Source organism: Flavobacterium hydrocarbonoxydans, from assembly GCF_009789235.1.
Lineage (GTDB): Bacteria > Bacteroidota > Bacteroidia > Flavobacteriales > Flavobacteriaceae > Flavobacterium > Flavobacterium hydrocarbonoxydans.
Map to the genome: position 1 here is coordinate 744,243 of NZ_WSTB01000001.1, position 25,819 is coordinate 770,061.

The 25,819-nt window shown below is 36.1% G+C and carries 23 protein-coding genes; 9 read left to right on the forward strand and 14 right to left on the reverse strand.

The features are described 5' to 3' along the window. The first annotated feature begins 52 nt into the window (after window positions 1-52). From GON26_RS03085 to GON26_RS03110, 6 genes are all read left to right on the forward strand, one after another. Window positions 53-1,858, forward strand: a complete 1,806-nt coding sequence (locus GON26_RS03085; protein ID WP_160373240.1) for a sensor histidine kinase — start codon at window positions 53-55, stop codon at window positions 1,856-1,858. Between the two features lie 181 nt (window positions 1,859-2,039). Next, on the forward strand, window positions 2,040-2,699 hold the full coding sequence (locus GON26_RS03090) for a response regulator transcription factor (protein WP_160373241.1): 660 nt from the start codon (window positions 2,040-2,042) through the stop codon (window positions 2,697-2,699). Between the two features lie 96 nt (window positions 2,700-2,795). After that, a complete protein-coding gene (locus GON26_RS03095) occupies window positions 2,796-4,274 on the forward strand; it encodes an MFS transporter (protein ID WP_160373242.1) in 1,479 nt (492 codons plus the stop codon). 66 nt (window positions 4,275-4,340) lie between these two features. Beyond that, the gene (locus GON26_RS21850; RefSeq protein ID WP_394350391.1) at window positions 4,341-4,586 is read left to right on the forward strand and encodes a hypothetical protein; all 246 of its coding nucleotides are present in this window, start codon (window positions 4,341-4,343) and stop codon (window positions 4,584-4,586) included. Between the two features lie 122 nt (window positions 4,587-4,708). Beyond that, complete coding sequence (locus GON26_RS03105; RefSeq protein ID WP_160373244.1) at window positions 4,709-5,122, forward strand: hypothetical protein; 414 nt, start codon at window positions 4,709-4,711, stop codon at window positions 5,120-5,122. Between the two features lie 30 nt (window positions 5,123-5,152). Further along, window positions 5,153-5,866, forward strand: coding sequence for an exonuclease/endonuclease/phosphatase family protein (locus GON26_RS03110; RefSeq protein WP_160373245.1), 714 nt, complete (start codon window positions 5,153-5,155; stop codon window positions 5,864-5,866). Window positions 5,867-5,914: 48 nt separating this feature from the next. On the opposite strand, the gene GON26_RS03115 is transcribed toward GON26_RS03110, so the two are convergent. The 5 genes from GON26_RS03115 to GON26_RS03135 all read right to left on the reverse strand — a co-directional run bounded on the left by GON26_RS03115 (window position 5,915) and on the right by GON26_RS03135 (window position 11,743). Further along, complete coding sequence (locus GON26_RS03115) at window positions 5,915-6,721, reverse strand: ABC transporter ATP-binding protein (RefSeq protein ID WP_160373246.1); 807 nt, start codon at window positions 6,719-6,721, stop codon at window positions 5,915-5,917. 144 nt (window positions 6,722-6,865) lie between these two features. Further along, on the reverse strand, window positions 6,866-7,750 hold the full coding sequence (ntrB, locus tag GON26_RS03120; protein ID WP_160373247.1) for a nitrate ABC transporter permease: 885 nt from the start codon (window positions 7,748-7,750) through the stop codon (window positions 6,866-6,868). 199 nt (window positions 7,751-7,949) lie between these two features. After that, window positions 7,950-9,173 (reverse strand): CmpA/NrtA family ABC transporter substrate-binding protein, encoded by a 1,224-nt coding sequence (locus GON26_RS03125; protein WP_160373248.1) that lies wholly within the window; start codon window positions 9,171-9,173, stop codon window positions 7,950-7,952. Window positions 9,174-9,205: 32 nt separating this feature from the next. After that, the gene (locus tag GON26_RS03130) at window positions 9,206-10,654 is read right to left on the reverse strand and encodes an alginate export family protein (protein WP_160373249.1); all 1,449 of its coding nucleotides are present in this window, start codon (window positions 10,652-10,654) and stop codon (window positions 9,206-9,208) included. Window positions 10,655-11,038: 384 nt separating this feature from the next. Continuing rightward, window positions 11,039-11,743 carry a Crp/Fnr family transcriptional regulator gene (locus GON26_RS03135; RefSeq protein ID WP_160373250.1) on the reverse strand — a complete coding sequence of 235 codons (705 nt, stop codon included), beginning with the start codon at window positions 11,741-11,743 and terminating at the stop codon, window positions 11,039-11,041. A 186-nt stretch (window positions 11,744-11,929) separates the two neighbouring features. On the opposite strand from GON26_RS03135, the gene GON26_RS03140 reads away from it, so the two are divergent. The 3 genes from GON26_RS03140 to GON26_RS03150 all read left to right on the forward strand — a co-directional run bounded on the left by GON26_RS03140 (window position 11,930) and on the right by GON26_RS03150 (window position 17,798). Continuing rightward, window positions 11,930-15,445 carry a nitrate reductase gene (locus GON26_RS03140; protein WP_160373251.1) on the forward strand — a complete coding sequence of 1,172 codons (3,516 nt, stop codon included), beginning with the start codon at window positions 11,930-11,932 and terminating at the stop codon, window positions 15,443-15,445. 150 nt (window positions 15,446-15,595) lie between these two features. Continuing rightward, window positions 15,596-17,026 (forward strand): rubredoxin, encoded by a 1,431-nt coding sequence (locus GON26_RS03145; protein WP_160373252.1) that lies wholly within the window; start codon window positions 15,596-15,598, stop codon window positions 17,024-17,026. A gap of 163 nt (window positions 17,027-17,189) precedes the next feature. Continuing rightward, window positions 17,190-17,798, forward strand: a complete 609-nt coding sequence (locus tag GON26_RS03150) for a hypothetical protein (protein WP_202110825.1) — start codon at window positions 17,190-17,192, stop codon at window positions 17,796-17,798. A 92-nt stretch (window positions 17,799-17,890) separates the two neighbouring features. Here GON26_RS03150 and moaA read toward each other — a convergent pair whose 3' ends face one another. The 9 genes from moaA to GON26_RS03195 form a co-directional block, all read right to left on the reverse strand. Then, window positions 17,891-18,898, reverse strand: coding sequence for a GTP 3',8-cyclase MoaA (moaA, locus tag GON26_RS03155; protein ID WP_160373253.1), 1,008 nt, complete (start codon window positions 18,896-18,898; stop codon window positions 17,891-17,893). Continuing rightward, window positions 18,885-19,799 carry a bifunctional molybdenum cofactor biosynthesis protein MoaC/MoaB gene (moaCB, locus tag GON26_RS03160; RefSeq protein WP_160373254.1) on the reverse strand — a complete coding sequence of 305 codons (915 nt, stop codon included), beginning with the start codon at window positions 19,797-19,799 and terminating at the stop codon, window positions 18,885-18,887. The genes moaA and moaCB overlap by 14 nt, the downstream gene beginning before the upstream one ends. Further along, window positions 19,800-20,231 carry a molybdenum cofactor biosynthesis protein MoaE gene (locus tag GON26_RS03165; RefSeq protein WP_160373255.1) on the reverse strand — a complete coding sequence of 144 codons (432 nt, stop codon included), beginning with the start codon at window positions 20,229-20,231 and terminating at the stop codon, window positions 19,800-19,802. A gap of 121 nt (window positions 20,232-20,352) precedes the next feature. Next, window positions 20,353-21,429, reverse strand: coding sequence for a HesA/MoeB/ThiF family protein (gene moeB / locus GON26_RS03170; protein ID WP_160373256.1), 1,077 nt, complete (start codon window positions 21,427-21,429; stop codon window positions 20,353-20,355). 9 nt (window positions 21,430-21,438) lie between these two features. Next, window positions 21,439-21,675 (reverse strand): MoaD/ThiS family protein, encoded by a 237-nt coding sequence (locus GON26_RS03175; protein WP_160373257.1) that lies wholly within the window; start codon window positions 21,673-21,675, stop codon window positions 21,439-21,441. Continuing rightward, complete coding sequence (gene cobA, locus GON26_RS03180) at window positions 21,675-22,466, reverse strand: uroporphyrinogen-III C-methyltransferase (protein ID WP_160373258.1); 792 nt, start codon at window positions 22,464-22,466, stop codon at window positions 21,675-21,677. Before cobA ends, GON26_RS03175 begins: the two co-directional genes overlap by 1 nt. 5 nt (window positions 22,467-22,471) lie before the next feature. Continuing rightward, window positions 22,472-23,044, reverse strand: a complete 573-nt coding sequence (locus tag GON26_RS03185; protein WP_160373259.1) for a molybdenum cofactor guanylyltransferase — start codon at window positions 23,042-23,044, stop codon at window positions 22,472-22,474. Window positions 23,045-23,271: 227 nt separating this feature from the next. Continuing rightward, window positions 23,272-24,018, reverse strand: coding sequence for a sulfite exporter TauE/SafE family protein (locus GON26_RS03190; RefSeq protein WP_160373260.1), 747 nt, complete (start codon window positions 24,016-24,018; stop codon window positions 23,272-23,274). A gap of 54 nt (window positions 24,019-24,072) precedes the next feature. Next, the gene (locus GON26_RS03195) at window positions 24,073-25,245 is read right to left on the reverse strand and encodes a molybdopterin molybdotransferase MoeA (protein ID WP_160373261.1); all 1,173 of its coding nucleotides are present in this window, start codon (window positions 25,243-25,245) and stop codon (window positions 24,073-24,075) included. Between the last annotated feature and the right edge of the window lie 574 nt (window positions 25,246-25,819).

Here is a 25,819-nt window from a genome sequence, read left to right on the forward strand (position 1 = left end):
TTTAATTACATTTTTATTTATTACACCCAATGGTTATTAATAAATTACTTAAATGAAAAAAAGCAATCAGGAAGTTGCAGACAAAATTACTTTCAAAAATTTACGCCGCTTGTATTTTTTTGCACTCTGGACTATTGCTATTACGGTCATTTTAAGTCAGATTTTAATTCAGTACAACTTAAATCAGCAGCTTAGCGATTCGAAAATTATCAATATTTCCGGAAAACAAAGAATGCTGAGCCAGCGAATTGCCAAGGAAGTGCTGATTCTGAATTTTGTTGCTGACAAAGCCGAATCCAAACAGATTTTGCATCTGAAAAATATTGTCTCTCTTTGGAAAACCAATCAGAATGCTCTGGAAAATGGCAGTGCTGTTTTGGGTTTTCCGAAAGAAAAAAGTCCTGAACTTTCGAAATTATATCTTGAGATCAATCCGGTTTTTTCTAAAATCGTCACTACAACCGATTTGTTTTTACTGAATTTAGAACAAAAAAAGAATCTCGCTGACAATTCTGAGTTAGTCAAAATCATTCTCCAAAACGAAGGTGTCTTTCTGTCGAAAATGAATCAGATTGTGAGTCAGTACGACAAAGAAGCACATGAAAAAGTTACCGAACAACGCCAAATAGAATACTGGATTTTCGCCTTTACCCTACTCGTTTTATTGCTGGAATTCTTATTCATTTTTAAACCTACCAACAAAAAAGTCGAAAAGCTTATTTCGAAACTTTTATCATCAGAAAAGAAAGCTTTAAAACTCGCTTATGACACTGAAATCATTAGTGAAATCAAAGAAAACTCGGTAAAAGAATTAAAATCTCTGAATTACGCCATGGAAAATACGCTGCTTTATAGCCGTATTGCGCCCGATGGCTCGATCATTCATATAGGAGAAAAATTTGCAAAACTCCTGAACTATACTAAGTTTTCATCTAATAAAAAATTCTCAGAAGTTTTGACTACCGATGAGAAAGAGCAAATTAATATCGATAGAATTCTTTTTGAAAAACAAAGAAGTGGCTGGCAGGGCGAAATTAAAATCATCAACAAAGAAGATCAGACGATTTGGCTTGATTTATCGATGGTTCCGGTTATGATAAAAAAAGGTGAATTAGAGCTTTTAATTGTTTGCTTTAACATTACCGAACGCAAAAAAGCACAACGCGAAGTCGAACGCCTGAACATCGAGAACAGTACCGAAAAAATCAATCAGCAGAAGATTATTTCGAGTAAAATTGTCGAGAATCAGGAGAACGAACAAAACAGAATTGCCAAAGAAATTCACGACGGAATTGGGCAAATGCTCACCGGCCTTAAGTTTAGTCTGGAAAGCATCAATCTGGATGACAAGGAAAAAGCTGCCGTAAAAATCGAATATTTAAAGAAACTTTCACTCGATATTATCAAAGGGGTCCGTACGGCAACTTTCAACCTGATGCCACCGGAATTGAGCGATCATGGCATTGTTTCCTCGATTACTAAACTAACTCAGGAACTCTCGAAACTGACCGGAAAAGAGATTCTGTTTTACAATAAAACCGATTTTGATCAGCGCCTGGATTCTCTTATCGAAATCAATATTTACCGACTAACGCAGGAAGCCATTAACAACGCCATAAAATACGCCGAATCTTCGCATATTATTGTACAGCTTTCGCATAGCGAAACCTTGCTAAGCATCATCATTGACGACAACGGAAAAGGTTTTGATAAACACGCAGTCGATAAAAAACGCAACAGCGAATCCGGAATGGGTTTGTTGTTTATGAAAGAAAGAATTCAGTACATCAACGGCCGCGTTTTTATCAACTCGATTCCTGGTGAAGGCACGAGAATTACTTTTAACATTCCCCTATAAAGTAAAATGTTTTTAGTAAAATGTGAAATGTTGTAACTCTTATTTAATAAATAAACTACTCCGTTTTGGCATTTCACACTTTTTACATTTTACATCTTACATTTTTTAAAAATTACGTATCTTAGCCACATCGTTATAGATGAATATACGTAAAAACCCAGCATTTAAATTAAGTAAAAATATGAGTACTATTATTCGTGTGGTTCTGGCAGATGACCATGTATTTGTAAGAGACGGAATCAAATCTTTATTAGAAAACGAAGCAAACATAGAGGTTGTAGGCGAAGCTATTGATGGTGCCGATGCACTTGAGGTCGTGAATACTTACCAACCGGATTTACTTATAGTAGATATTCGTATGCCGAACCTTACCGGTATCGAAGTAGTAGAAAAACTTAGAAGCGATAATAATACGGTAAAAATCATCATGCTTTCGATGCACGAATCTGAAGAATACGTATTAAAGTCTATAAAAGCCGGAGCCGACGGTTATTTACTGAAAGGTTCCAGCAAAGAAGAATTCTTGAAAGCCCTGCACACCGTTGCTGCAGGCGGAAAATATTTTAGCGGAGACATTTCTTCAATCCTGATTGGACAATTAACCAGCACATCGGTGTCATTAGAGCCTAAGCAAAATTTAGGTGAAGAAATGATGATTACCAAACGTGAAAAAGAAATCCTGACCCTTTTATTATCCGGTAAAGGAAACAAAGAAATCGCTGAAGCCCTTGAAATCAGTAAGCGTACCGCTGAAGTGCATCGTTTTAATCTGATGAAAAAATTAAAAGTAAAGAACCTCATGGAACTTTCGAACAAAGCTACTGAGTATTCTTTATTATAAAACTACGTATATTTACGTAATTATTTTCTAAAAACTGCGAAAACGCAGTTTTTAACTACGCTATAGTACTTATTTTTGTTTAAAAATATAAGTATTATGAAAACGACAAACCCACTATCGCAATCACACAAAATTTTAGTTCTTAACACACTGGCCTTTACAGTTTGTTTTGCCTGCTGGACCTTAAACGGAGTTTTGGTTACCTTTTTAGTAGATAACGGAATTTTTCACTGGAGTGTCGTACAAGTAGGATGGCTGCTCGGAATTCCGATTTTGACAGGTTCGATTATGCGTTTGCCTATTGGAATCCTAACCGATAAATTTGGCGGGAAATATGTGTTTTCGCTTTTGCTCCTGCTCTGTTCGATTCCGCTGTTTTTATTACCGTTTGCCGATAGTTTTTTTACGTTTGCTGTATTAAGCTTTTTATTTGGAATGGTCGGAACGAGTTTTGCTGTCGGGATAGGATATACGTCTATCTGGTACCCTAAAGAATGGCAGGGCCGTGCTTTGGGAATCTTCGGAATGGGGAATGCCGGAGCCGCCATCACCACGTTTTTAGCTCCTTCCTTATTAAATCATTTTGCTGTTGAAGATCCTCAAAACGGCTGGAAAATTCTTCCTGTTATTTACGGAATTGCCTTAGTGATTATTGGAATTGCTTTTTTAATTTTCGCTAAAAACAAAAAGATAGAGAACAATACCAAAACCGTTTCTCAAATGCTGGGCTCACTAAAATCGGCTCGTGTATGGCGTTTTGGAGCTTATTATTTCTTAGTTTTTGGCTGTTTTGTGGCTTACTCTCAATGGTTACTACCCAACTTTATGAACGTATATCAAACAAGTCTGGTCATGGGCGGATTGTTTGCGACCATGTTTAGTTTGCCATCAGGCGTTATCAGAGCGTTTGGCGGTTATTTATCAGACAAATTTGGAGCCCGAAAAGTAATGTACTGGGTATTGAGTTCATCTGTAGTGCTGAGCGCTTTGTTGATGATTCCGAAAATGGAAATCACTACCACAGGACCTGGCGTTTTAGCTACCAAAAAAGGTACGATAACTTCGGTTTCGAATCAAAATATTACAATTGGAGAGACGGATTTTGCGGTTGCTCAAAAAGAAGAGCACATTTCTGAAAACAATATTTTTCCAACTAAAACCTCCTGGCAACAAGTGGTTGTCGAACAAAATCAGCCCGTAAAGAAAAAAGAATTACTTGCCAAGGGAATCACCGTCATAAAGTTTGATGCCAATATGTGGGTTTTTCTGGTATTGGTTATTTTGATCGGAATTTCATGGGGAATTGGCAAAGCGGCGGTTTACAAACACATTCCGGAATATTTCCCGACCGAAGTAGGTGTTGTAGGCGGAATGGTAGGAATGATAGGCGGTTTGGGCGGTTTCTTCGGCCCTATTATCTTCGGTTATTTGCTAACTGCCACCGGAATCTGGTCAAGTTCCTGGATTTTTATTTTGATATTCTCCGCGGTTTGCCTGATCTGGATGCATTATACGATTACCAGAATCATGAACGAAAAACAACCTGTTTTGGCGCGCGTTATTGACAGACATTAGAAAACGTCAAATTTGACGTCAGCGATGCCAAATTTGACGTCAGCGATGCCAAATTTGACGTCAGCGATGCCAAATTTGACGTCAGCGACGTCAAACTTGACGTCAACGATGCCAAATTTGACGTCAGGGATGTCAAATTTGACGTCAACGATGCCAAATTTGACGTCAGAGATGCCAAATTTGACGTCAGAGATGCCAAATTTGACGTCAGAGATGCCAAATTTGACGTCAGAGATGCCAAATTTGACGTCAGAGACGTCAAATTTGACGTTCTGGCTACTTAATACAATCATTTATTTCATTAACCTATAATTTTTAATTTTCTAGTTAATTTAATTTCGGCGAAAGCCAAAAAACTATTCTAATTCTCTGTACTTAAAGAAGAGCTTCTGATTGATTTCAGGGGCTCTTTTTGTGTTTTAAAATGGTTATATTTGAGAATACTATTCAACCAGATTTTAATTAGATATACAATGCTGAATCCGTTTGCAAAATCTTTCATTATAATGTTAGTTTCCACTCAATCACACTTCGCCCAAAAGTACAATCCAAAGTTAGTTGCAAAGGATGTTGAATTAAATTTTGCAGATACACCATTGCGAGGTATTGAAAACATAGAAACAATTTACTACGTAGAAAATGATTTACAGACTGTCTCTGCTTACCAAAACAACATATTGCAGTGGCAAACAAATGTTATTTTAGTTTGCGGAAAACCAACTGTTGGAAAGCCTGAAATAAGATATATAAAATATGAAAAAACTACATTACTAATCGTTTCTGGTAAACATAGTTATGCCGAAATTGACATAATAAATGGTAAAACAACCTGTAAAGGTTCAGATTAAAACTATTATTTTATTCCATAATTTTATCCGATGAAAATCATAACCTGGAATTGTAATATGGCATTCAGAAAAAAGGCTGCATTTATTTTAGCCTATGATCCTGATATTGCCGTAATTTCAGAATGTGAAAATCCTGAAAAACTCCAATTTCCAACCGGAACAAAACTCCCAACCGACATTCTTTGGTATGGTGCAAATCCGAACAAAGGTCTTGGTATTTTTTCATATAGTGATTATAAGTTTCAGTTACTTGACTGTCATAATCCAAATTTCAAAAACATCTTACCAATAGCGGTAACAGGCGGAAAAATTGATTTTATATTATTTGCCATTTGGGCCAATAACCCGCAGGATAAAGAGGGAGCTTATGTAACGCAGGTTTGGAAAGCTATTAATTATTATGAATCTCTACTATCCGAAAACAAAACAATTTTGATAGGCGATTTTAACAGCAATACCATTTGGGACAAACCCCGAAGAGAAGGAAATCATACGACTGTAGTAAATAATTTAGCGGCAAAAAATATTTTTAGTACTTATCATAAATACTACAATCAAAATCAAGGTGAAGAAAAGCACCCAACTTTGTATATGTATCGTCACGAAAATAAACCGTATCATATTGATTATTGTTTTGCATCGAATGATTTTATCGAAATTTTAGAAAGTGTCGAAATAGGAACCTATCAGGACTGGACAAAATACAGCGACCATAAACCTTTGATAGTCAAATTTAATTTATAAAAAAAGACGCACTGCGGTGCGTCTCTACAATATCTCCATAAGAAGATTCTAACTCTTATACACCATTCCCATATCTTCGATAGAAAATTTATCAGTTAATAAATGCAGTAATCGGTCTCTTAGGGCAATGTATTCCGGCATTTTTACGATTTCGATTTTGTTTCTGGGTCTTGGTAAATTTACTTCTACGATTTCTCTGATGGTTGACGCAGGACCGTTGTTAAGAACCACAATTCTATCCGATAAAAACAAGGCTTCTTCGATGTCGTGTGTAATCATGATGATGGTTTTTTCGCGGTTGTCTAAATTCCATAATTTTAAAACTTCGAGTTGCATTGAACCTTTTGTAAGCGCATCCAAAGCGCCAAAAGGCTCATCCAGAAGCAATACCCCAGGATTGATGGCAAAAGCTCTCGCAATGGCAACACGCTGTTTCATTCCGCCTGAAAGTTGACCCGGTAATTTGTCTTTATGCTCGAAAAGATTAACCATTTTAAGGTTCTGTATCACGATTTCGTGTTTTTCTTTTTTAGAACATTTCATCACCGAATCAACAGCCTGAAAAATATTTTCTTCGACAGTAAGCCAGGGCAAAAGCGAATAATTCTGAAACACGATGCCACGATCCGGACCCGGTCCTTTTATTTTCTGATTCGCCAGTTCAACTGAACCTCCCGTTGGGGTCAGCATACCGCCAATAGCATTCATAATAGTCGATTTTCCGCAGCCTGAATGCCCGATAATCGAAATGATTTCTCCTTTTTTTATTGATAAATTAATATCACGAACAGCGATGTATTTCCCTTTTGGAGTTGGGAATGCTATTTCCAGATTTTTTATTTCTAAATAACTCATGATGTTTGATTTTAGATTTTTACTTAGAACCTTTGCTACTTTGTTCCTCTGAACCTCTGTCCCTTTGTCCCTTTGTCCCTTTGTTCCTTTGTTCCTTTGTTCCTTTGCCGCTTATAATCTTAGCAACTCAGCACCTTAGCACCTTTATCTATAAGCTACTTTATTTTCTATGTAAGTAAAAAATTTATCAAATAATAAACCCACAATTCCGATGATGATGATGGCGGAGATTACTTTTTCTAAACTCAGGGCGTTCCAGCTGTCCCATACAAAAAAGCCAATTCCGGCACCACCTGACAGCATTTCGCCTGCAACAATAACCAGCCAGGCTACACTGATACTCAAACGCAAACCTGTGATAATATGGGGTAAACTAAAGGGAATTAATATTTTGGTGAGGTAACGCATTTTTGAAAAACCAAATGCCTTTGCTACGTTTTTATGATCCTGCGGAATCGAAGCAATTCCAAAAGAAGTATTGATCAAAGTGGACCACAAAGAGGTAATAAAAACGATAAAAATAGTAGCCATACCTGTGTCTTTAAAAACCACCAACCCAATGGGAAACCAAGCCAAAGGTGAAACCGGTTTTAACAATTGTACGATGGGATAGAAAATTTGTTTGCAAATGGTACTTGCTCCCATTAAAATCCCAATCGGAATCGCTACTAATGAACCCAGTAAAAAGCCTAATAAAACAGTTTTTATCGAATTGAATAATTGCAATCCGATTCCTTTGTCGTTGGGTCCGTAATCATAAAAGGGATCGCTCAGCATTTCTTTCAGAACGGTGAAAGTCGCTAATGGCCCCGGAAGCGCATCTTTCGTATAAAAACGCAATAAACTCCAGAAGCCTATAAAAATCAGGATTCCAATTCCGGCAAAAAAAGTTGATTGTAGTCTCCCAACAATTTGATTGATGAGGAATTTCAACTTATCACTTTTTGCAGTATCAATAGTGGTGCTTGCGGTCAAAACTTCGGCCTGACCGGAAATTGCACTTAGCGTTAAGGTATCTTTATCTGACATGATTTTGTAATTTAAATTATTAGAAAAAAGTTTTTTTGCCACAGATTAAAAAGATTCAAAAGAATTTTTATTTAATAACCAGCGTAAATCCGTTTTATCTGTGTTACCTGTGGTCCGTTTTTCCGCCACGAATTCACGAATTAGTTTTTCTATTTCGTATTGCAATAAATAATTCGTGAATTCGTGGCGAAAAAAAGTATTATTTTTTAACCACTTTTAAATAAGCTGCAGGGTTAGCAGGGTCAAAAACGGTTTTATCCATCGTTAACGAGAAGGGTTTCATATCGTCGTTTGGCACTTTTATTTTCATGCTTTTGGCAACTTCTTCGTATAAATCCTGCAGGATTAATTTATCCGCAATCGCTTTATAATTAGGTGCTGCTTTTAGGTATCCAAAACGTACAAACTGTGCCATTGCCCAGATAGCGTGCGATTTACGAGGATAATTTACCATTCCGCCTTTGTGAAAAAGCATATAATCTTTAGCATAAACCTGAGTTCCTAATTTACATCCCAGATCGTATTTTCCCATCAGTCTGTTCTCGATTACATCAGCAGGAGCGTTTACATAAGGTATTTTCCCAATGATAGCTGCCGCTTTTTTACGATTTACCGGATTATCAAGCCAAATGCACGCTTCCATAACGGCTTTCATGACTTTTACAAGATCTTTTCTGCGTTTTTCGCTAAAAGTCTTATTCACTACCAACGCTTTTTCCGGATGATCTTTCCAAATATCCTGCGATGCCACTTGCGTAAATCCAATTCTCTGTTTTACCGCAACACCGCCCCAAGGCTCGCCAACACAGTATCCGTCCATATTTCCAACTTTCATATTGGCCACCATTTGCGGAGGCGGAATCGTAATAATTTTAGATGTTTTTTGGTTTACTCCCGCAATTGCCATCCAGTTACGCAACCATAAATCGTGTGTTCCTCCAGGGAAAGTCATGGCAAAAGTCACTTCTTTTTCGGCTTTCAGTTTTGCAGCCACAACCGGAGCTACTTTATTCATTTGTTTGAAACCAACTTTGCCGCAAAAATCATTCGAAAGGGTAATCGCCTGACCGTTTACATTGAGCATCATGGCGATTTTCATTTCAGAACCTGCTTTCCCTCCTACTCCTGTATAAACCGAAAACGGCATCGAATACAGACAGTGCGCTCCGTCTAATTCTCCGGTTAAAATCTTATCACGGACATTGGCCCAGGAAGCTTCTTTGGTCACTACGACTTCAACGCCGTATTTTTTAAACAATCCTAATTCTTTAGCCATTACGATGGGAGAACAATCCGTTAAGGGAATAAAACCAAGTTTTACAGGATCATTCTGAGCAGATATTGTTCCAACAGAAACCGTAAATAATACTATCAATAGCGTTCTTTTTAAAATCTGAGTGGTATTTGAGAATATTTTTTTCATTTTAAATAGATTTAAAAGTTATTTTTTTTGAATTATTTTTTAGCTAAAAAGTTAGGTTTGATATTGAGCATTACATAAGCAAATTGTGGACTTAGGTTCGCATTTGTTACATTTTTTACAGCCGCAGAAGCCATAGAATTGGTCGCTTTCATGAATGAATAACCCGCTTCAAGATTGATGATTTTCGTTAGATTGTATTTTACTACCAAATCGATTTCGGTACCTAAATACGAGTTTAATGTTCCGCCAGCCCCGTTAGACAAAGTATTAGCCGATTCGAAGCTATGAACATCCAAAAGAAGGGTCAGATTTTCTTTGGCATTGTATTTCATTTTAAAGAAATAATTCAGCAAACCCTGTTTTCCAAAACCATTGGCAGCATAAAAATAATCCATGCCTCCCCAGAATTTATGAGGCGTTCCGTACAAAGGATCAAAACGATTGTTTTTTGAAGTTGCTGTAACCGTTTTGGTTCCGTCATCACCAGATAGATAATCGATTCCAGGGCCAACAAACAACTTTTTACCAATTTGTACAGTCGAAGTAATAGAGGCAAGATTAGCATCCAGCGATCTTCCGTCTTTATCGCGGCCACCCTGATGATAAAGGCTTCCTGTAAAATTGATTGTTTTTGTCACATTCGTATTAAAATAAAATCCGGTGGTATTTCTGCTCCAAACGCCCTCACCGTTTACCTTAGTTGTTACAGCAGGCGTACCGGCAGTAACCATTGTATATTTGTTAAAATCATCTTTGAAGAATAAAAAAGAAAGATCTCCAAAAGAAAACTTTTTACCTAAATACGCATATTGAAAAGACTTGTACAACGTGCCGATTCCATTAGTACCGGCACCATAAGCAGGATTACTTCCGTTGTAGATTGTTCCAGCGTTATTTTCTTTATTTTGATTGAATGCCGCTCCAACATCTGCGATCCAGCCTTTATTGGCGTATTTAAAAACAATCGCGTCATGACGACGACCCTGTTGCAGCCAGTCTAAAGCTCCTAAGACTTTCTGATCGTCATAGCTAATTTCCTGACGACCCGCTTTTATAGATAAATTCTGAATACTGCTAAGCGAATCTACCAATGAAATTTCGGCCCAGGCTTCGTGAAATAAAATTCCGTTATTGACCTCGGTCGTTGTTTTATTGATTGTCGAAGCATCTTGTCCCCAAACGCGGACATCCTGCAAAGCCGTAAAAATTTTAAAACGATACCCGGAATAGCCCACATTTAGTCTTGTTCTTTGCGTAGAAAACAGTGCTGCCTCTTCTCCTTTTTGTTGTAATGTTCCTTGTCCGTCGCGCATTTCAACACGGTTTCTTAACTGAGCTGAAGCTGTAAATTGTGCTTTGGCATCGTATTGACTAAAAAATGTTAAGGCAAATCCTAATACGATAGATTTTGAAATATTGTTTTTAAAAATAGTATGCTTCTTTAATGGAGTATGCTTTGGTAGGTTGGTTACATTTTGCATGGTTAATTGTTTTGATTAGTATGAAGCAAATATAAATACGTATTAATACGTAAGTACATTGTTTTTATCATAACAAAACATTTTTTTATCACTTAAAAAAGCGTTTGAAAATCAATATAAAACCTGTGTAATCGCAGAAAATCAGAAAAAAACAGAATAAAACAAGGGGTTTATGAAAAGTCTTTATTGTTTAATTTTAAAGAAATAAAATAGCTAAAGATTCATTTTGAAAGAAGAAATAACATAATTTTATTGTTTTTTTTTGAAAAAGGATTCTAAACAATAAAATATACGTAGAAGAAATCGATTTGATTCGCTAAAAAAGCATAAAAAATGCCACAGAAGCAGCAAGAGTATTTATGAAACTAGAAAAAAATACGTATTTTAGAAATACTTATGTTCCATAATTTCAGATTGTAATTTAGGAACAGTCAGTAAACCGATTCTTTTACCAACCGTTTTTATGAGTGCTTCTTTTTTAAGACTGGAAAGCACACGGATTACCTGTTCCTCGGTAGTTCCGGCAAAATCGGCTATTTCTTTTCGTGACAAGTCAATTTCGATCAAACCATTAACCTGACCAAATTTACGATGAATATACAATAACAAATCGACTACACGTTCGCGAACATTCATGTGCGCAATTTTACGAATATTGTTTTCGCTTTTGTTCAGTTCATCAGCATAAAACAACATCAGGGCATACGTAAATTCAGGAACATTCTGAAGAATTTCCATCATGGTTTCATTACTAAAATTACATAAAATCGTATCTTCCAACGCATAAGCTCCAATCAGATAACGTTTACTGGTCCCAAAACCACGAAAACCAATCGTATCTCCATTTTTGGTCAGCCGAACAATTTGTTCGCGACCGTTGATACCCGTTTTGACTGTTTTTACTTTTCCTTTACAGATAAAATAAAGTCCCTGCAAAGGCGCGCCTTCAATAATAAACTGCTGCGATTTTTTGCAAACGAAACTGTGTTTTTTCTCCACATATTGTTTCATTTGTTCTAAATGTAAATGTTTTTTAATGAAACAATTTTCGTTTGCACAGGTATAACAAATGGCTTGCTCTTCTTTCATGGGACAAAATTTTATATGATTTAAAACCTAATTTGTTGTTCCTCATTTATTTTATCCAAAAATATAAAAATAAATTCAAAAAATAAGTATTTATACGTAAAAATACTTATTTTTGTATAGTCATTAAATAAGTGAGCTATTTGGAGGCACGTATATTTAATCTTCTAGTATTTAAAAAAGACTGTAATGCAAAACACCAAAATCAAAACTACCTGTTCGTACTGCGGCGTTGGCTGCGGGATAATCGTTACCAACGATCCTAAAAACGGTGTAATGGTAACGGGCGACAAAGACCATCCTGTAAACAAAGGAATGTTGTGTTCTAAAGGAATGAATTTGCATTACGTAGTCAACGATACTTCCGACAGGATTTTATATCCCGAAATGCGTGGCAGCAAATCCTATCCGCTGGAACGTGTAAGCTGGGATACCGCACTTGATCGTGCTGCGGCTGTTTTTACTTCGATTATTAAAAAACATGGGCCAGACAGCGTTGGTTTTTATATTTCAGGACAATGTTTAACCGAGGAATATTATTTGGTAAATAAACTTGTGAAAGGTTTTTTGAAAACCAATAATATAGACACGAATTCCAGACTTTGCATGAGCTCAGCAGTTGTTGGGTATAAAAAAACATTTGGAGAAGATTCAGTGCCCATTGCGTATGACGATATCGAACTGGCGGATACTTTTTTGATTACTGGCGCAAATCCTGCCTGGTGTCATCCGATTTTGTTTCGAAGAATCGAAAAACACAAAGAGAACAATCCTAAAGTAAAAATTATTGTAATTGATCCAAGACGTACTGATACCGCTGCTTTTGCTGACCTGCATTTGCAAATTATTCCCGGTTCAGATATTATTTTGTATCACGCTATTGCGAAAAGAATCATCGAAAAAGGCTACGTAGATCATGATTTTGTAAAAAATAATGCCGAAAATTTCAAACAATACAAAGACTTAGTTTTAGGAACTTCGCTTGAAAAAGCTTCAAAACTATGCGGTATTCCCGTAAACGACATCAAACTTGCTGCAGATATCATCGGAAAAGCCAAAGGATTTATTTCGCTTTGGGCAATGGGACTCAACCAAAGTGCCGTGGGCGTTGATAAAAATACTGCTTTATTGAATTTGTCTTTACTAACCGGACAAATTGGTAAACCAGGTTCCGGGCCATTTTCGCTAACAGGTCAGCCCAACGCAATGGGCGGACGAGAAGTGGGCGGAATGGCGAGTTTATTAGCCGCACATAAAGAATTATCGAATCCGGAGCACCGAAAAGAAGTAGCTGATTTTTGGGGTGTTGACGAAATATCCGAAAAACCCGGATTGACTGCTACCGAAATGTTTGAAGCACTGGAATCAGGCAAAATGAAAGCCGTTTGGATTATTTGTACCAATCCGTTAGTGAGTTTACCAGATTCGCGTCGCATTGAGAAAGCATTGCAAAAAGCCAAATTTGTGGTCGTTCAGGACATTTCGCATAATGCGGATACTTCAAAATATGCCGATTTGCTCTTGCCAGCTGCCGGCTGGTTAGAAAAAGAAGGCACGATGACCAACTCAGAGCGTCGTATTGCGTATTTGCCAAAAGGAATCAACGCACCGGGAGAAGCGCTTCCGGACATTGAGATTTTAATTCGCTTTGCCAAAAAAATGAATTTCAACGGTTTCAATTTTAATAATGCCGAAGATATTTACAAAGAACATTGCGCGCTGACTAAAAATACCAATATTGATATTTCATTTTTAAATTATCATCGATTAAAAACCGAAGGCACTTTTCAGTGGCCAGTGCCAGATTACGGACACCCTGGAACGCCTCGCCTTTTTACAGATAAAAAATTCTATACGCCTTCGCAAAAAGCAATTTTCAATTTGCCAACTCATATCGAAAACACATCTGAACAGCCGAGTCCGCAGTTTCCGTTTATCTTAACTACGGGCCGTGTTCGCGACCAATGGCACACGATGACCAAGACTGGAAAAGTTTCCCGATTGATGACACATACGCCAAGTCCTGTTCTCGAAATTAATCCGATTGATGCTTTCAAAAACAATATAAAAAATGGTGATATTGTAGTCGTTAGCAGTAAAAACGGAGAAGTTCGCGTAAAAGCAAAAGTTACCGATTCTATCAAAGAAAAAGTGCTTTTCCTGCCGATGCACTGGGGAAAACAGCTTGAAAACGATTTGAATAGAACCAATAATTTAACCAATACAGTTGTTGACCCTATTTCGAAAGAACCAGATTTCAAATACACTACGGTTTCTATTGCTAAATATGTAAAACCTTTCCAGAAAATTGCGATTGTGGGTGCCGGAGCTGCTGCATTCAGATTCATTCAAAATTACCGTGAATTCAATTCGACCGATGAAATTATTGTTTTTTCGAATGAACAAAATCCGTTTTACAATCGTGTTTTATTACCAGAATACATGACCGGTGAATTTAGCTGGGAGCAATTATTAAAAGTAAAAGATGGTGAGGCTTTAAGCAAACTGAACATCACGATGAATTCTGGTGTTGCGATTGAAAATATCAATTCAAGTCAAAAAACAATTCTGGATAGTAACGGTGCTTCACACACTTTCGATTCGCTTATTTTGGCTACCGGAAGCCGTCCTTTTGTGCCAGAAAATGCGCAATTGCATCTTCCGGGTCGTTTTACCGTAAGGAGAAAAGAAGATGCTGACCGCTTAAAAGCCTATTTAGACAATACCAATTTACCAACCGAAGAACAACACGTAGTGATAATTGGAGGTGGTTTATTAGGATTAGAATTAGCGGCTGCTTTAAAACATAAAAAAGTAAAAATTACGATTGTACAAAGAGCTTCTCGTTTGATGGAGCGACAATTAGACAGAATTTCAAGTAAATTATTGGCCGAAGAAGTTCAGCTGCGTGATATTCAGATTTATTTTGATAATGAAGTCAGTACAGTTTTTGAAACCGACAATGCAAATGAGTTAGAAATTGCCCTCAAAAGCGGCAAAATCATTACTGCCAATGCCATTGTTTATACCATCGGAACGATTCCGAATATCGAAATTGCCCGAGAAACAGGACTTTCTTGTGGCCGTGGCGTAAAAGTGAATCAGTATCTACAATCCTCGAATCCAGATATTTATGCCATTGGCGAAATTGCGGAATTCAACAACCAATTGTTCGGAATCACGTCTGCTGCTGAGGAACAAGCGGATGTTCTGGCTAACTTTTTGGCTGGCGACATCAGCAGTTATTACAAAGGTTCGGTTTTAATGAATATTTTAAAATTAGAAGATATAAATCTGTGTAGTATTGGTGATATCGAAATTCCCGAAAATGATGATTCTTACGAAGAAATTATTTTTGCCGATTTGAAACAACGCTACTACAAAAAATGTATTGTTAAAAATGACCTATTAGTGGGTGCCATTTTGATGGGTGATAAAAATGAGTTTGCCGAATTTAAAACGATGATCGAAAGCAAAATCGAATTATCAGACAAACGAAATTCACTACTTCGCGGAAGCTCGAATGCCAAACCTGTTCTGGGGAAATTAGTTTGTTCGTGCAGTCAGGTTGGAGCCGGAAACATAGAAGAAACCATCAAAAGCGGTGTGACCAATTTTACCGATTTATGCAAAAATACTGGCGCTGGTTTAGGCTGCGGAAGCTGTAAAACAGAAGTGAAAGAGATATTATCGAAGTGTAAATGAGTAATTAGTTCTTAGTTCTTAGTTTTTTAGTACCTAGTCTTTTAGCCTCTGGTCTTACAAACAACAAGGACTAAAAATTAAAAACTAAGGACTAAGGACTAAGAACTAAGGACTAAAAACTAAGGACTAAGGACTAAAAAACTAACAAGAATGGAATTGACACGATTAATAGTAAAAGGAGGCGTTATTTCGCCAGGAGAATTGCGAGAAGTTGTTACTATGGCAGCAGACCTAGGGCTGGATTCGATTTCGTTTGGATCCAGACAGGACATTATTTTCCCGAAAGGTTTTAAGACTTTAGATAAAGAAAAAATGGGCAAGCATCATTTTGTTTTCCCTGACGAAAAAAGCGGTAATAACATTGTTTCATCGTATGTTTCGACCGATATTTTTAGAAATACAAACTGGCTTACCGGAAACCGGTTTTTATATATTTTGGAGCAATTTAAGGAGCAGCCCACATTAAAAGTAAATATTACAGATCCCAAACAACAATTGGTTCCGTTGTTTACCGGTCACTTGAATTTTATCGCTTCAGAACATGAAGATTATTGGTATTTGTACATTCGTTTACCCAAATGGCAACGCATGGAAGTCTATCCTGTATTGATTTACAGCTGGGATATTGCTACTTTTTATTATGAAATCGAAAGAATTGTCGCCGAAGAATCTATCGGAATTGATATGATTTTTAGCTTGGTGAGCGAAGTTTTGGATACCAATAACAGAACCATCGACAAGCCGCTGAATGTTCCGTTTTATCCATTTCCGTATTATGAAGGCATGAACCGCATGGGAATTGACCAATACTGGCTGGGATTGTATTGGAGAAATAATTTGTATGATTTGGATTTTCTAAAGGAAATGTGTGATTTGTGTTTCGACTGCAAAATTGGAAAAATATCGATTACACCCTGGAAATCCTTTATTGTAAAAGGAATTCCGAAAGAAAGAAAACTGGAATGGGAGAAATTTTTGGGCAAAAAAGGTATCAATGTCCGTCATTCGCTTTTAGAGTTGAATTGGCATTTGCCGGTAGCGATGGAATGGGCTTTGAACCTGAAAACCTTTTTGGTGAGAACCCTCGATCAATTTGACATTAGTACTTACGGATTGACTTTTGGTTTATCCGAATACAATCGTGATGGTCATTATTTTACTTCGATTGTGGTCGAAAAAAATGAGTTACCAAAGGATTTAGAATCTATCAAATTGAGAGATACGTATAATGTTTTGTTTGCTAAAAATTTTGATCCCAACACAAGGGAATATATTGTGCATTCGCAGGATATTGACAAGCTTGAATTGCCAAATATTCTGATTGAATTGAGTAAAAAATACTTTGATGAACTCGGAAATTCGATTGCTGAAACTACAGAAACTACTCAGAAAAAAGAAAAACCACAATTGGATATTTACCAATGTCAGGAATGTTTAACGACTTATAATTCAGAATACGGAGATGTTGATCAGGGCATCGCAAAAGGCGTATTGTTTGCCAATTTACCGGAAACCTATTGCTGTTCTTTGTGCGAAAGTCCTAAAAGTAACTTTAAAATTTTAGAAGCTGTGGAGCATTAAATCTACGTATGTTAAAAAATCTTAAAGAAAACCTTAACATTGAGGTATTCAAATATTGCTTAAATTTAGCTTACAATAAAATTTAATATTGGAAACGAAACAACTGTTTCGTTCTGGTATTTTATTTTTTTTTAAGTCAATTTTAATCCATAAAACATACGTTATGATAAAAAGAACAACTCCCACAAAAAACACCGATACCCCAACCGAAGAACCAATAAAAACAACCGTTGACCCTACAACGGAAATCAAACCTGAAACGGAACAGCCAGTTGCAAAAACACCCGCTAAAAGAGCACCCAGAACTACTGCAAAAGCACCCGCAGCTACTGTAAAAACGCCAGCAAAAACACCCATAAAAACCGCTGTAAAACCTGCTCCACGCGTTGCAACTAAAAAAGTAATTACACCAGTAGAAAAAACAGAGCCTGCAGCAACACCAAACGACGACACTAGCGACAAAAAAGTTCTTCTAAACATTGAAGAAACTGTCTTAGAGATAGTAAAAGACAAATCGAAAGACAACAAACTGAAAGACAATAAATTAAAAGATAAAAAGAAAGAAAAGATCAAAGCCAAAAAAGAAAAGGACAAGAAAAAAGAGAAAGCCATTAAAGCGGTTCTGAAAAAACTGGAAAAAGCCAAAAAAGACAGATTAAAAGCCGAGGAAAAAAAGAAGAAAAAAGCAAAAAAGGAAAAAGAAAAAGCCAAAGCTAAAAAGGCTGAAAAGAAGAAATCTAAAAAGGCAAAATCTAAAAAGAAGAAAAAATAAGTCACACAAACTATTTGCCATTCCGTAGCAATCTTTTCGACTGCTGGTTACGAAATCTTGAGATTCCTGCGGAATGACAAAAACAATGTAAATTATCCCCCAATCGCAATCATACTGCGATTATCAAAATGCAGACCTGGATCATTTATTTCAGAAACTGTAGTCATTCCAGCCCGTACTTTCTTTTTATTTTTGATTGAAGTCGAAATCAGATTTTCAATTGATTCTCCGTTTCTGAAAGGAGTCAGCAAATCGGATTCTGCGTTCGAAAAAAGACAATTTTTAATCTTTCCGTTTGCCGTAAGGCGGATTCTGTTGCAACCGTCACAAAACGGATTGGTAATCGAACTGATGATTCCGAAATCGCCCTGAAAACCTTTTATTTTATAAGTTCTGGCCGTGAAATTTTTTTCATCTTCCAGTTTTTGAAGGTTTTGTGTTAAAAAATGATTCTCAACTTGTGATAAAATTTCGTTCTGAGAAACCATTTTGCTTCTGTCCCACTCGTTTCCGGCAAAAGGCATAAACTCTATAAATCGAATCGAAAGTGGTAAAAATTCCGTTAATTTGATAAAATCTACAATTTCGTTTTCATTAAAATCTTTGATCAAAACCACATTTACTTTTACCTGAAAATCATTATTTAAGAGCAAATGCAAATTATCAATCACCTTCTGAAACTGATTTCTGAGTGTTATCGAATGAAATTTATCCGAAACCAAAGTATCCAGACTCAAATTGATTTTTTTGACGTTATATTGCTTTAAAACCTCCATATGACGATCAATCAAAATACCGTTTGTAGTAATGGAAAGGGACGTTTCTAAGGTTGCTAATTTCGCAATTATCTCTGGGAAATCTTTTCGCAAAAGCGGCTCTCCGCCAGTTAGTCTTATTTTGTCAACACCATTTTTCACGAAAGTCTGGGCAATGGCAAAAATCTCATCAGCCGTCATTAAACTGGCTTTTGGAGACAATGCAATTCCATCAGCAGGCATGCAATATGTACAACGCAAATTGCATTTTTCTAACAACGAAATACGCAAATAATTGTGTTTTCGCCCAAAATCATCCGTCAAAATTGTGTTAGCCGTTGTCATGATTTTTTCCTTTTAGAATATGAAAAACATGCAGTAAATGCGGAAAAACAGCGTCCATAGATTCTCGCGCACCATTGGTTGAACCTGGCAAAGCCAAAACAATACTTTTTCCTAAAGTTCCGGCCACTGTTCGGGATAACATCGCGTACGGCATGCGTTGCTGCCCGTAATTACGAATGGCTTCCTCGATACCCGGAATTCTGCTTTCCAGTAATGGCGACAAAGCTTCCGGTGTTACATCACGTGGTGATAATCCTGTTCCGCCAGTAAAAATCACCAGTTGATTTTCTTTTGCGAAAGCTTTAGTTTTTTCCTGAATGATAGCCACTTCGTCTGGAATGATTTCGTAATGCGAAGTTTCAACGCCACAAGAATCTAGTTTTTCGACGATGATTTTCCCCGAGCGATCTTCTTTATCACCTGCAAAAATAGAATCGGAACAAACAAAAACCGCTGCTTTTATGGTATTTGCAAATTTATTTTTGAAAGACGATTTTCCGCCTTCTTTGTTTATTAATTTAATGGTAGAAATCTCAATTTCCTTATCGATTGGTTTCAGCATGTCGTACATCGTAAGTGCCACAATCGAAGCGCCGTGCATGGCCTCAACCTCTACTCCTGTTTTGTAAACTGTTTTTACATTGAAGATAATCTGAATCGTTAAACCTTCAATTTTATAGTCAACAGAAGTAAATTCAATTGGAATCGGGTGACAATCCGGAATCGATAAATGGGTATTTTTTACCGCAAATAAACCAGCCGTTTTTGCCATTTCGAGCACATTTCCTTTCGGAACCAGATTATTCACCACAGCATCAATCGTTTCCTGTTTGCTAACTTTGACAATTGCCGTGGCGGTTGCCGCTCTTAATGTGCTTATTTTATGCGTAATATCTACCATTTAAGTATTTTGTTTCCAGGTGAACGTATCATTTTCAAACATTTCTTTGCCAAAAATCGGCACATCGGTTTTGATCCAGTTTACGATGGCTTCTGTGGCTTCATAAACTTGTTTTCTTCGTGTTGCTGAAACAAAAACGAACAAACAAATTTCACCTGCTTTAACGACTCCTAAACTGTGATAAATGTGCATACAAGTCAAATCAAACTTAGCAAAAGCTTTCTCGCGAATCGTGTGCAAAGCTTCATTTGCCATATCCGTGTAAGCCGAATAATCGATTGCTACAACCGTATTGTCATGAATAACATCGGCACGAACCTGACCCAAAAAAATATTATGCGCACCAATCGTATGTTTGGATTGGTGTTTGGCGATTGACTCGGCAATAAATTCAGGAGCAATTGGCCCTTCTACAAATACATTTTTACTCATTATTTTTTTATTTTTTGCCACAGATTAAAAGGATTAAAATGATTTTTTCCCTTTGCTCTTATTAGCCACGAATTCACGAATTACAGTTTTTTAATTCGTGAATTCGTGGCGAAAAATTTCTCTAATCTGCAACTTTATTTTTTAATATTTGGCTTAAAGCCAAAGCGCCTCCGGAAATACTTTTTACATTTTTGAAATTCTTTTTCTGAAGTAATTCTCCAGCCATTTTACTTCTAATTCCGGATTGGCAGAAAATATAAATGGTTTGGTTTGGATTCAGTCTTTCAATTTCGTTTTCTAAATTCATTAATGGAATTTGAATGCTGTTTTTAAGATTTATTTTTGGAAGCTCCTCTTCATTGCGAACATCTAAAAATAAAGTTTCTTGATTGTCAATTTCGTTTAAAATTGCTCCAATAGAAATTTCTTCGATAGTATTTTCAATGATAGAATATTTTTCTTCAAAAGCTTTTTTATCTAATAAAAAAGTAGTGTTCTTCTCAAAGTCATACTTTTGCTGCTCGTTATTTAAACCATTATAAACCAGTATTTTACCACTCAACACTTCTCCAATTCCTAGAATCATTTTTATGACTTCATTGGCTTGTAGCATTCCGATAATTCCAACCGAAATTCCGATTACTCCAGCATCCGTACAATTGGCTGATGAACTATTTTCATCCGGATACAAACATCGATATGTAGGTCCGTTTTGATAATTAAAAACCGAAACCTGTCCCTGAAATCTAAAAATGGAACCGTAAACCATCGGCTTATTGGTCACCTGGCAAGCGTCGTTTATCAAATATTTTATCTGCAGATTATCTGTTGCATCTACGATAATATCATATTTTTCGAATAGCGAAATGGCATTATTTCCAGATAATTTTTCAGCAATTGCATTTACTTTCACCAACGGATTCAGTTCTGCAATCATCGCTTTTGCTTCGTCAACTTTGTACTTTCCAACAGCCGAAGTTTTATAAATCACCTGACGCTGCAGATTAGAAACTTCGATTACATCATCATCGATAATTCCGATTTGGCCAATTCCAGCTGCAGCCAAATAAGGCAAAATGGCTACGCCCAAACCGCCTGCACCAATTATTAAAACTTTTGCTTTTACTAATTTGTACTGCCCTGCATCTCCAATTTCAGGGAGAATTATTTGTCGGTTATAACGTGAAGCTGCATTCATAAATATCATTTATCCTCCGGCAAATGGTGGTAATAAAGCCACAACATCGCTTGTTTGCAAAGTATAATTGCCCGTTTTTGAAACTATTTTTTGGTTGACTGCCACACTAAAACTAAGCGATTCGAATTGGTACTTCTCTTCCAGATTCTGCAATAATTCCTGCAACGAAACTTCAGAAGAGGCCACTTTTTCGAAAGCACATTTTGTCTTTTCGGCTACAGCTCCAAAATATTTGATTTCGATCATTATTCTAAATTTAGATTCTGAAAAATAAACTCATCCTCAGCATGTTCCTGAAAATAAGACGTTAATTTAGACGTGTTTTTCACCACTTCTCCAATAACAATAATAGCCGGTGATGAAATATTTTTATCTGCTACTAATTTAGTAATTGAACTTATGTTTCCTACTACTTTTTGTTCCGAATTTTTAGTTCCGTTCTGAATAATCGCAATTGGTAAATCATCGTTACGGTTTTCCTGATAAATTGCAACAATTTCGTTGAGCTTGTGCATTCCCATCAGAATCACCACCGTCGCATTCGATTTTGAAGCCAAATCTACGTCTTTAGACAATTTATGATTGGATGTTGTACCTGTAATTACCCAAAAACTTTCAGCAACCTGACGCTGCGTCAAACTGATGCCTACCGAAGCCGGAACACCTAATGCTGATGAAATCCCAGGAACAACGGCAGTTTCCAAACCAAATTTTTCTACATATTCAATTTCTTCACTTCCTCTGCCAAATATAAAAGGATCACCACCTTTTAATCTTACCACATGACCAAAACGATTGGCCATCGAAACAATCAATTCGTTGATTTGATCTTGCGTGTAAGCATGGCAGCCCAAGCGTTTGCCTACAAAAACAATTTCAGCTTTTGTAGCATATTGCAATAATTCTTCGTTAACCAAAGCATCGTACAAAACCACATCGGCATTTTCTAAAGCCTTAATCGCTTTCAAAGTAATCAAATCAACATCGCCAGGACCTGCGCCTACTACGGTTAATTTTGGTGTTTTTAAGTTTTTCATACTCTTTAACTTAAATTGATATTCAGGTCGTTTAATTCGTCAACCGAATTGATATTCGTCAAATGAAAGTTTTCACTTTCGTCTATTTTTATAATCTGATGAGGCACTTTCTCTAGAAAATCCATCATTTTGAGTTCTTCTGCGACAATGGTTTCTTTAATAACTGGAACCATTTTTTTAGAATAAATTCCGATTAACGGATGCAATCTGCTTTCGGTTGCAAAAACGGTAATTCCTGCCTCTTCATTATGTTTCGAAATTAACTCTGATAATAATTCTGTCGAAATCAACGGAATATCACAACTCAGTATTAAATTAAATTCGGTTTCAGAACTGGACAAAGCCGTATAAATTCCACCTAAAGGTCCTTTATCTTCAACAATATCCGGAATTTTCGAATACGGTAAATAGTCGTATTCTTTGGTTCCTGTGATCAGCTTAATTTTATCTGTCAGAGGCAAAATAGCCTGAATAATATGCTCTATAAAAGGTTTTTTCCGGAACAAAACCAATCCTTTCTCTGACTGCATTCGGGAGCTTTTTCCTCCACAAAGAATAAATACTGTTAGTGCTTCCATGATTATTTTTTGTTTCAGGTTGAAATGTGGAAAAGTTTAACGCAAAGTACGCTAAGATTTTATTCATTAATAGCTTAAAAATTAAGTTCGCAAAGCTGAATCAATACAAAGCTTTGCGAACTTTGTTGTTTTCAATAAAATTATTTAGACAAATAAACACTGCGTTCTTTGCGGTTAATTTTTTATTTACAATTCAGATTTTACACCTCACATTTAACATCTCACATTCAAGGAAAAATCAATTTTATACTTGCCATCAAAATCACAGTTCCTAAAACTATTTTTAAGGTTTTGTTTGAAAAATAGCCACTTCCGTAGAAACCTCCCAGAACACCGCCTACAACCGCAATCGGAACCAAATAAAAACTTTCTGTTGGGATTGTTTTTCCTCCTAAAAAGAATCCTAACAATCCTGCAAACGAATTCACAAATATGAATAAACTCGAAATCGCTGCTGATTCTTTGATGGATGCCCATCCCAAAAACAATAATATTGGACTTAGAATTATTCCGCCGCCAATACCTAACATTCCTGATAATAAACCTATTGCAAATCCTATTGCTAAAGCAAAAGGTAATTTTATAGCAACTGCTTCTTTTTCTTTAAAACTAAAAATTCCGAACAATCTAAAAGCGGCAAAAACCAGTACGATTCCTAAAATAATTTTATAAATCGTACTGTCCAACGTGATAAATCCGCCAATAAATGCGGCTGGAATTGAGCCAATCGCAAAAGGATAAAACAGTTTCGGTTTAAAATAATTCATTTTATAATAAAAGAAAAACGAAATACTCGAAACAAATAAATTCAGCAACAACGCCGATGGTTTCATGATCGCCACTGGAAACGCAAAAAACGTCATCAAAGCCAAATATCCTGATGCACCACCGTGTCCAACACTTGAATATAAAAAAGCAATCACGATTAATGCGAAGCTGAATAAGATGATATTTTCGGAACTAAGTAGGTTCATTTTATTTTTGTTTCAAGTTTCAGGTTTCTAGTTTCTAGTTTTAGCTAAATGCTCTTAATTGATTGGCAATAGCGTTACAAATTCTCCTTTTTTAAGTTTTTCAACATCGTCTGGAACAATCAATAAACTGTTGGCTGTTGCAAATGTGTTGAGCATTGCAGAGCTTTGTCCGTCTAAAACAGTAACGTGTGTTTCGTCGTATAATGCTTTTAAAAACAATGTTTTTCCTGATGTATTTGCAATTTCTGCATTTAGTTTCCGAATCATTTTTGGCAAATGAATTTCGGCAAAACCCATTCTGTTTTTGATTGCCGGATACACATATACATAAAAATTAGTCAGTGATGAAGCAGGATTTCCGGGTAAAGCAAAAACTAACGTTTCGCTTTTACGTCCAAAAAAAATTGGTTTTCCGGGCTTTTGATTGATCTTATAAAAAAGCTCTTCCACTCCATTTTCTATTAATGCTTCTTGTACAAAATCATAATCTCCCACCGAAATTCCACCAGAAATCAACACAATATCATATTTTGGAAGAATCTCTTTCAGTGCTTTTTTGGTCGCTTTCAGATTGTCTTTTACTTTAAAAACTTTTGTTTTCTTGATTCCGATAGTTTGAAGCGCGGCTTTTAGCATCACCGAATTGCTCTCGTAAATTTTACCTTTTGGCAATTTCTTTCCCGGTTTTACCAATTCGTTTCCAGTCACCAAAATAGCGACTTTTGGCTTTTTGTACACTGTAATTTCAGTAATTCCCAAACAGGCTAGAAACCCAATTGCAGCTGGTGTAATCAAAGTATTGGCTTCAAAAACAACCTCATCTTTCTTAATTTGTTCTCCTTTTGCACGCACATTCGCAAACTGCGTAGGCATATTGGTAATCAAAATCGATTTTTCATTAGCCATCACATGTTCCTGCATCACAACAGTATCAGCATTATCAGGGACAAAAGCTCCGGTAAAAATGCGAACCGCTTCATTTTCTTTGAGTTTTATATTCGAATGATCTCCCGCTTGTGAACTGCTTACGACATCGTATTGGTGTTTTTCGCTACGAATAAAAGCATAACCATCCATAGCTGACTGACGAAAAGGCGGCATCGAAATGGGCGAATACAATGTTTCGGCCAAAACATAGCCGAGGGCTTTACCAACAGGTATTTTTTGCGCTGGCATTTTCGAACTGTTTTCTGCCACTACTGCTAAAGCTTCACTTACTTGTATCATTTTTGAAAATATAAAACTAAGTATAAATACTTACTACAAATATAAGTATTTATCATTAGTATGGATGAAAAATTTGAATTTATTTTAATGTTTATAAAATTAGTCTAAATTCTTTAATCTAAGTGTTTAATTAAGAGCTTGTTTTAACTAAAAAATGATATTTATAAGGTGAAAAAAGAGTTCCTCAGACGTTTTTTTACTTTTTTATAAATTTTATAAACCTTTAAAAATTAAAAAATTAAGTACAAAATACTACATTTTTAATCTTCAGAAAATAATATTTTAACATTTATCTGAATTTTAATATTAATTTCAAAATACTATAAATCAACATATTAACATCTTATCAACTAGCAAAAAAAGCTTTTTTTAAAGATTAATTTCAAAAAATAATTAAGCAAACTTTTGGTTTTTATTGAATTAAAATTAACTTTGTCTATAGAATTAATAGAGTTTAAAATCATATTTAAAACCAAACAAACTAGATTTTGAAAACAACCGAAAACACAATTTTTTATTTTCTTCTTAAAAAATATAACTATAACACTTATTGTTATATGTGTTTCTGTTGCTC

What these genes read in the sequence shown, in the direction of transcription:
- ntrB (WP_160373247.1), bottom strand. Translation starts at nt 7,750, where the DNA reads ATGTCAGATAAAGATACCTTAACGCTAAGTGCAATTTCCGGTCAGGCC.
- GON26_RS03185 (WP_160373259.1), bottom strand. Translation starts at nt 23,044, where the DNA reads ATGGAAGCACTAACAGTATTTATTCTTTGTGGAGGAAAAAGCTCCCGA.
- GON26_RS03090 (WP_160373241.1), top strand. Translation starts at nt 2,040, where the DNA reads ATGAGTACTATTATTCGTGTGGTTCTGGCAGATGACCATGTATTTGTA.
- moaCB (WP_160373254.1), bottom strand. Translation starts at nt 19,799, where the DNA reads ATGGTAGATATTACGCATAAAATAAGCACATTAAGAGCGGCAACCGCC.
- moeB (WP_160373256.1), bottom strand. Translation starts at nt 21,429, where the DNA reads ATGAATGCAGCTTCACGTTATAACCGACAAATAATTCTCCCTGAAATT.
- GON26_RS03165 (WP_160373255.1), bottom strand. Translation starts at nt 20,231, where the DNA reads ATGAGTAAAAATGTATTTGTAGAAGGGCCAATTGCTCCTGAATTTATT.
- GON26_RS03085 (WP_160373240.1), top strand. Translation starts at nt 53, where the DNA reads ATGAAAAAAAGCAATCAGGAAGTTGCAGACAAAATTACTTTCAAAAAT.
- GON26_RS03110 (WP_160373245.1), top strand. Translation starts at nt 5,153, where the DNA reads ATGAAAATCATAACCTGGAATTGTAATATGGCATTCAGAAAAAAGGCT.
- GON26_RS03115 (WP_160373246.1), bottom strand. Translation starts at nt 6,721, where the DNA reads ATGAGTTATTTAGAAATAAAAAATCTGGAAATAGCATTCCCAACTCCA.
- GON26_RS03150 (WP_202110825.1), top strand. Translation starts at nt 17,190, where the DNA reads ATGATAAAAAGAACAACTCCCACAAAAAACACCGATACCCCAACCGAA.
- GON26_RS03140 (WP_160373251.1), top strand. Translation starts at nt 11,930, where the DNA reads ATGCAAAACACCAAAATCAAAACTACCTGTTCGTACTGCGGCGTTGGC.
- GON26_RS21850 (WP_394350391.1), top strand. Translation starts at nt 4,341, where the DNA reads ATGCCAAATTTGACGTCAGCGACGTCAAACTTGACGTCAACGATGCCA.
- GON26_RS03095 (WP_160373242.1), top strand. Translation starts at nt 2,796, where the DNA reads ATGAAAACGACAAACCCACTATCGCAATCACACAAAATTTTAGTTCTT.
- GON26_RS03125 (WP_160373248.1), bottom strand. Translation starts at nt 9,173, where the DNA reads ATGAAAAAAATATTCTCAAATACCACTCAGATTTTAAAAAGAACGCTA.
- GON26_RS03145 (WP_160373252.1), top strand. Translation starts at nt 15,596, where the DNA reads ATGGAATTGACACGATTAATAGTAAAAGGAGGCGTTATTTCGCCAGGA.
- cobA (WP_160373258.1), bottom strand. Translation starts at nt 22,466, where the DNA reads ATGAAAAACTTAAAAACACCAAAATTAACCGTAGTAGGCGCAGGTCCT.
- GON26_RS03175 (WP_160373257.1), bottom strand. Translation starts at nt 21,675, where the DNA reads ATGATCGAAATCAAATATTTTGGAGCTGTAGCCGAAAAGACAAAATGT.
- GON26_RS03190 (WP_160373260.1), bottom strand. Translation starts at nt 24,018, where the DNA reads ATGAACCTACTTAGTTCCGAAAATATCATCTTATTCAGCTTCGCATTA.
- GON26_RS03195 (WP_160373261.1), bottom strand. Translation starts at nt 25,245, where the DNA reads ATGATACAAGTAAGTGAAGCTTTAGCAGTAGTGGCAGAAAACAGTTCG.
- GON26_RS03135 (WP_160373250.1), bottom strand. Translation starts at nt 11,743, where the DNA reads ATGAAAGAAGAGCAAGCCATTTGTTATACCTGTGCAAACGAAAATTGT.
- GON26_RS03130 (WP_160373249.1), bottom strand. Translation starts at nt 10,654, where the DNA reads ATGCAAAATGTAACCAACCTACCAAAGCATACTCCATTAAAGAAGCAT.
- moaA (WP_160373253.1), bottom strand. Translation starts at nt 18,898, where the DNA reads ATGACAACGGCTAACACAATTTTGACGGATGATTTTGGGCGAAAACAC.